A 6,116-nucleotide genomic window follows, 5' to 3' on the forward strand; every position below is an offset into this window, starting at 1 on the left:
TATTTAATGTATTTTAAAATGCTTGAAACAGGAGCAGTCTTGCCGATAAACTCAATTTTAAACTTGTGTATCGCAATTAGGATTTGAGTTCATGGATTGACATAATTATTTTGAGATGCTTCAGGTAGAATCACTTTTCGTACTGTTTAAGAACTTGAATTTGCAGTTTTATATATGTTTTAAATCTTGTTTTAATAAATAAATTACAAAATAGGATTAGCACACTTTTTAATAAATTCCTGGTTTTTTTTAGAAAGATATTTTAATACTCATAAATAAATTATAACCTGTGCTTTGCACACTATTTTAAAAAACTTGTAGTTTTTTAGAACAAGTCACTTAAAACTTTAAGAGGATTAGGAAAATTTATTTTCCCAATCATCACTGTGTTTTTCCTGTTTTTTGAAGGTTTAATATTCAATTTGAAATTATTTTTAAGTATGAAAAATAATCATGATTTGGCCTTGTTTTAAATTTTATTTAGTTATTATTAAGAGTTATTCATTTTTAGTAACAAGATTTAGATAACTTTTTTAATATATTTTTATTACTAAATTAAATTTAAGAGATATTAAATAGATGTAAATAAATACATAATGTTAATGGGGTCAAATTCTTACACTTTAATTTATGCTCATGTATCATTTTTATTGAGTTTGACTCCTTAAATTAATTTTTATCTAAAATCTCTTTTATAACATATTTAATTTTCACATCTAGATGTAGCTTTTCATATAGTTGACCAAATCATCTTTAAACTCAACATCATCCAATGCAAATTCTATTGAAGTTTTAAGCCATTCAAGACGGTTTCCAATGTCATAGGTTTTACCTTCAAATGTGACTCCATAAATTGAATCCAGTTTTTGAAGGGCATCGGTAAGCTGAATTTCACCGCCAACTCCAGGTTCTGTCTCTTCAATCTTGTCAAAAATATCCGGTGTCAGCACATAACGGCCCATTATTGCCAGGTTGGATGGTGCCTTATCCATTGGTGGTTTTTCAACCAGTTCCTTGATCTTGTAGATGTCTTTTTCAGCTTCGCTTCCTTTAATGATTCCATATCTTTCAACTTTTTCTGGTGGAACCTCTTCAAGTGAGATTGCAGATGCATTGTACTTATTGTAAACATCTATTAACTGTTTGGTACATGGGGTGGGACCTTTGGTGATCGAATCGCCTAAAAGAACAGCGAAAGGTTCTCCTCCAATATGTCTTTGACCGCATTTGATTGCATCCCCCAATCCGTTTTGCTCTTTTTGTCTGACATAACAGATGTCTGCCAGGTCAGTGATTTTTCTGATTTTTTTAAGGTCACGGTCTTTTCCTGCCTTTTGAAGGTTGTATTCAAGTTCATAGTACTTGTCGAAATGGTCTTCAATGGATCTTTTGTGTCTTCCTGTGACTATGATGATATCATTGATTCCTGAAGCCACTGCTTCTTCGACAACATACTGGATGGTTGGCTTGTCATAGACTGGTAACATTTCCTTTGGTTGAGCTTTAGTTGCAGGTAGGAATCTGGTTCCTAATCCTGCGGCTGGAATAATTGCTTTCATGTGTTTATATTGTATTTGGTTATGGATAAATTATTGGATTTTAGGTTGTTTTTGATTTGTGTTATAATAGTTAAATATGTTGTCTCTAAATGTAGGTTTAATGTTGGACAAATCATTTAGTTAAAAATATACGTTCGATGATTTTTGAATAAGTTTTTATTAAGATTTTGTTTAGTGATTATTAGAGTTATCACCTTTTAGTAACAATGTTTTATTTTGTCATAAATTCAATAGGAGCATTATAATTGTAGATTTATTGAGAATACCAACTTAATTTCTACCTAAAATCTCTTTTATGACGTATTTGTCGTCGTTGTCAAAGAATCTTAAAAGATATATTGCTACAAGATAAATTATTATTCCAACAGGTATTGCAACCCATATGTTCATATTCAGAAGGTATAGTGCAATTCCTAAAACTCCTGAAGCAATGATGATTCTTCCAACATCTTGATATAATCTTTTGTTAGGTCTGTGGCCGAGTTTGTAGATTACATAAGCCTGTATAATGACAATTAAAATGTCACTTAAGACAGTTGTGATTGCAGCACCATCATATGAAAAGTTCGGGATCATGAAAAAGTTCAGGATAACGTTAAACACTGCAGCTATTGCATAAATTTTTGTTACTGAAACCTCTTTGTGTGATGCATTTAAAAGTGAGTTACATGCTCCGCTGATGAAAAGCAAACAGACCGTCCAGATTAAAATTGATAAAACTGATGCTCCTCCTTTGTAGCTTTGACCATAAATCAAGTGCATTACCTCTGCGGAGTAAAATGCTGTTGCAACAGCCAATGGGATAATCACAAGCATCAGGTATTTAATTGATTTTTCAAAACTTATTAAAAGCAATGATTCATCGTTTTTATAATATCTGCTCATGACAGGGAAAATAACAGCAGTATAAACGGAGTAGAATAATGTCAAAACGGAAATTAATTTGTATGTTGCGTTATAAATCCCTGTTGCATAGCTTCCAACCATGTTGGTCAGCATTACAATGTCTATGGAGTAATAGATAGTATATAACAGTCCTGTCACTGCAAATGGAACTGACAATAATGTAATTTTTTTACAAAATTCCTTATCCAGTTCATATTTTGGTTTTGTAACATGTTTGGTAAGCATATAATATTCATAGATAAATGTAATTGCATTAGCTAATATGTAGGAAACAGCTATTCCATAAAGGCCTAAATCGGTAAATATAGCAATTAAAATGAAAACCAACAATATTAAATGCAATATTGTATTTCCAATTCCTTGGTATTTTCCTTCTTCAAATGCTTGGAAAGATCCATTAAACAGATTAACATAAGATTTGATAATCATTTCGAGTGTAAAAAGCAATGTAACCTTAATTACCAGTTCATTGACGTTCATGATTATTAAAGCTATCAATGTTATTATGGTACATGCAATTGAAAAAAGGACCTTAAGAGGGATTGCATTTCCAAGATATTTTGGAGCAGAGTCGTAATCCGTCGCAATATGCCTAACAATATGAGTGCTGATTCCTAAATCAACAATGATTACAAGAATTGCAGTGAAAGATGTAGCAAAACCAAAAATACCATATCTCTCAACTCCTAAGTATCGGGCCATAAGTATTGTCCAAATAAAACCACAAACACTTGCGATTATTTGTGAAACTAATAACCAACTCATATTCTTAAATATTGTTCGGACTTGACTCATAAAATCATCTTATTAATTTTATTACTTTTATTTTATTTAAATATGTACTTTCATATAATTAACTAATTTTACTAACTTTTAATTTCATTCCACTATCTTCACTTCTTGTTATATTCGTAGGGTTATTTTCTTAAACATTAATATACTTTAAATGAAATATTTAACTTATAGAGTGATTTATTGTATACATACAATTATCTAACTACTTATTTTATGAGATTGATTTTTATGAGTAAAGTTAAAGACATGTCATTAGCACCGGAGGGTGTAAGAAAAATTGAATGGGTTCAAAAACACATGCCTGTTTTAGAATCTATTAAAGAAGAGTATTTAGAAACCCAACCTTTCAAAGGAATCACAATTGGGTCATGTTTGCATTTGGAACCGAAAACCATCAATTTAGGTTTAACATTGATGGCTGGTGGGGCAGAAGTTGCTATGACTGGTTGTAACCCATTATCTACTCATGACGATGCAGTTGCAGGTGCTGCCGACTTAGGATTAAACGTTTACGGTTGGAGAGAGCAAGATGATGAAGAATATTACCAAACCATTAACATGGTGCTTGACCACAAGCCAGATATTATTATCGATGATGGGGCAGACATGATTATGGTTCTTCACAATGAGAGAACAGAACTTTTAAGCCATATCAAGGGTGCATGTGAAGAAACAACCACAGGGGTTCATAGATTACAAGCAATGCACGCTGATGGTGCATTGAAATTCCCTGTCATTGCAGTAAATGATGCTTATACCAAATATTTATTTGACAACAGATACGGTACAGGACAATCCAGTTTCGATGCAATCATGGGAACAACTAACATGGTTATTGCAGGTAAAACTGTAGTTGTGTCAGGATATGGATGGTGTGGAAGAGGACTTGCACTTAGGGCGGCAGGTTTAGGTGCAGATGTAATCGTTACAGAAGTAGATCCAATTAGGGCACTTGAAGCAAGGATGGATGGATATCGTGTAATGACCATCAGAGAAGCAGTAAAACAAGCTGATCTTATTATTACTGTAACCGGTAATGCTGACATCATCTCAGGGGACGACTTCAAATACATGAAAGATGGCTGTATGTTAGCCAACTCAGGACACTTCAATGTAGAAATCAATAGGCCAGACCTTGAAGCAATTTCATCTGAAGTAAAAGAAGTACGTGAAAGTATTGAAGAGTTTACAACCAAAGATGGACGTAAAATTTATCTTTTAGCTGATGGTAGGCTTGTAAATTTATCCGCTGCTCGTGGACAAGGACATCCTGCGGAAATCATGGACATGAGTTTTGCTGTGCAAGCATTATCTGCAAAACACATCCTAGAAAACGATTTGCCTGTAGGTGTTACTAAAGCACCTGATGAAATTGATTACACTGTAGCAAGCATGAAACTCGATGCAATGGGAATAGAAATCGACTCATTGACTGACAAACAAAAAGCTTACATGGCAAACTGGCAAGAAGGAACATAAATCGGTGAAAACAATGAGTGAAATATACAGAACATTCACATCTGAGTCTGTAACACAAGGACATCCAGATAAGGTTGCAGATATAATTTCTGATGCAATATTAGATGCATATATGAAAAAAGATAAAGATTCTCATGTTGCATGTGAGACTTGTGTAACTACAGATTTCTGTATGGTATTTGGTGAAGTAACATCAAAAGCTAATATTACTAGAGCAGATATAGAGAAACTCGTAAGAGATACAATCATTGAAATCGGATATGACAATCCTGATTTAAAATTCGATGGTCATAACTGTGAAGTTATTAGTAAACTTCATGCACAGTCTCCTGATATCAATCAAGGTGTTGACCGTGAAGAGGGAGAAACCGGTGCAGGGGATCAAGGAATGATGTTCGGATATGCAACCAATGAAACAGAATCATTGATGCCATTTCCTATTGATTTGGCCCGTAAACTCACTAATAAACTAACTGAATTAAGGGAATCCGGAGAAATCCCATACTTAAGACCGGACGGTAAAGCACAGGTGTCTGTAAACTATGATAAAGATGGGAATGTAGTTTCTCTTGATGCAGTTGTTTTATCAACTCAACATGATGAGTCAATGTCTGACAATCAAGAGCAATTGAAAGAAGATATTCGCGAGAAACTCTTTAAATCAGTAATTCCACAAGAATTGATGACTGAAAACACTAAAGAACATATCAACCCAACAGGTAAATTTGAAATTGGTGGACCACATGGTGACGCAGGGCTCACTGGTCGTAAGATTATCGTTGATACCTATGGAGGATATGCAAGACATGGTGGAGGAGCATTTTCCGGAAAAGACTGTACAAAAGTGGACAGAAGTGCATGCTACATGGCAAGATATATTGCCAAAAACATAGTAGCAAGCGGTCTAGCTGAAAAATGTGAAATCCAATTATCATATGCAATTGGAGTAGCAGAACCAACCTCTGTAATGGTGGATACATTCGGAACTGAAGTGGAAACCACCGAGAATATAGAACAAATTGTTCGTGACAACTTCAAATTAACTCCTGATGGAATTATAGAAACTTTAAACCTTAGAAATACTGAGTACAAACAAACAGCAAAATATGGTCACTTTGGTATTGAAGGGCTTCCATGGGAAGAAACTGATAAAGTTGAAGATTTAAAAAAATATATTAAAAACTAATTAGTTGTCTATTAGAATTCAATTAATTTTCATTTTTTTTATATTTTTCTTTTTTTTGAGTCTGTAAAATTTTATAGGCTTCTTTCAAATTTTATTTTTTTACACTTGAAATTTCACTTCGATAAAAATTCGTTCTAATTTTTCTTTAATTTGAAAATAAATGGTTAAAAAATAGTAAATTACTTAAATAA

Annotated in this window: 4 protein-coding genes; 2 read left to right on the forward strand and 2 right to left on the reverse strand. The window is 33.2% G+C overall.

What is annotated here, in order from left to right; translation table 11 throughout:
* Positions 1-716 precede the first annotated feature (716 nt).
* Together galU and ILA26_RS02410 are read right to left on the reverse strand one after the other, a co-directional pair.
* Positions 717-1,559, reverse strand: coding sequence for a UTP--glucose-1-phosphate uridylyltransferase GalU (gene galU / locus ILA26_RS02405; protein WP_292893702.1), 843 nt, complete (start codon positions 1,557-1,559; stop codon positions 717-719).
* 270 nt (positions 1,560-1,829) lie between these two features.
* Positions 1,830-3,260 (reverse strand): flippase, encoded by a 1,431-nt coding sequence (locus ILA26_RS02410; protein ID WP_366514873.1) that lies wholly within the window; start codon positions 3,258-3,260, stop codon positions 1,830-1,832.
* A gap of 228 nt (positions 3,261-3,488) precedes the next feature.
* Between ILA26_RS02410 and ILA26_RS02415 the strand changes: the two genes are divergently transcribed.
* Both ILA26_RS02415 and metK read left to right on the forward strand, forming a co-directional pair.
* Positions 3,489-4,739, forward strand: coding sequence for an adenosylhomocysteinase (locus ILA26_RS02415; protein ID WP_292893706.1), 1,251 nt, complete (start codon positions 3,489-3,491; stop codon positions 4,737-4,739).
* Positions 4,740-4,752: 13 nt separating this feature from the next.
* Positions 4,753-5,925 (forward strand): methionine adenosyltransferase, encoded by a 1,173-nt coding sequence (metK, locus tag ILA26_RS02420; protein ID WP_292893708.1) that lies wholly within the window; start codon positions 4,753-4,755, stop codon positions 5,923-5,925.
* Positions 5,926-6,116 lie beyond the last annotated feature (191 nt).

It is taken from the genome of Methanobrevibacter sp. (assembly GCF_017940815.1).
Lineage (GTDB): Archaea > Methanobacteriota > Methanobacteria > Methanobacteriales > Methanobacteriaceae > Methanocatella.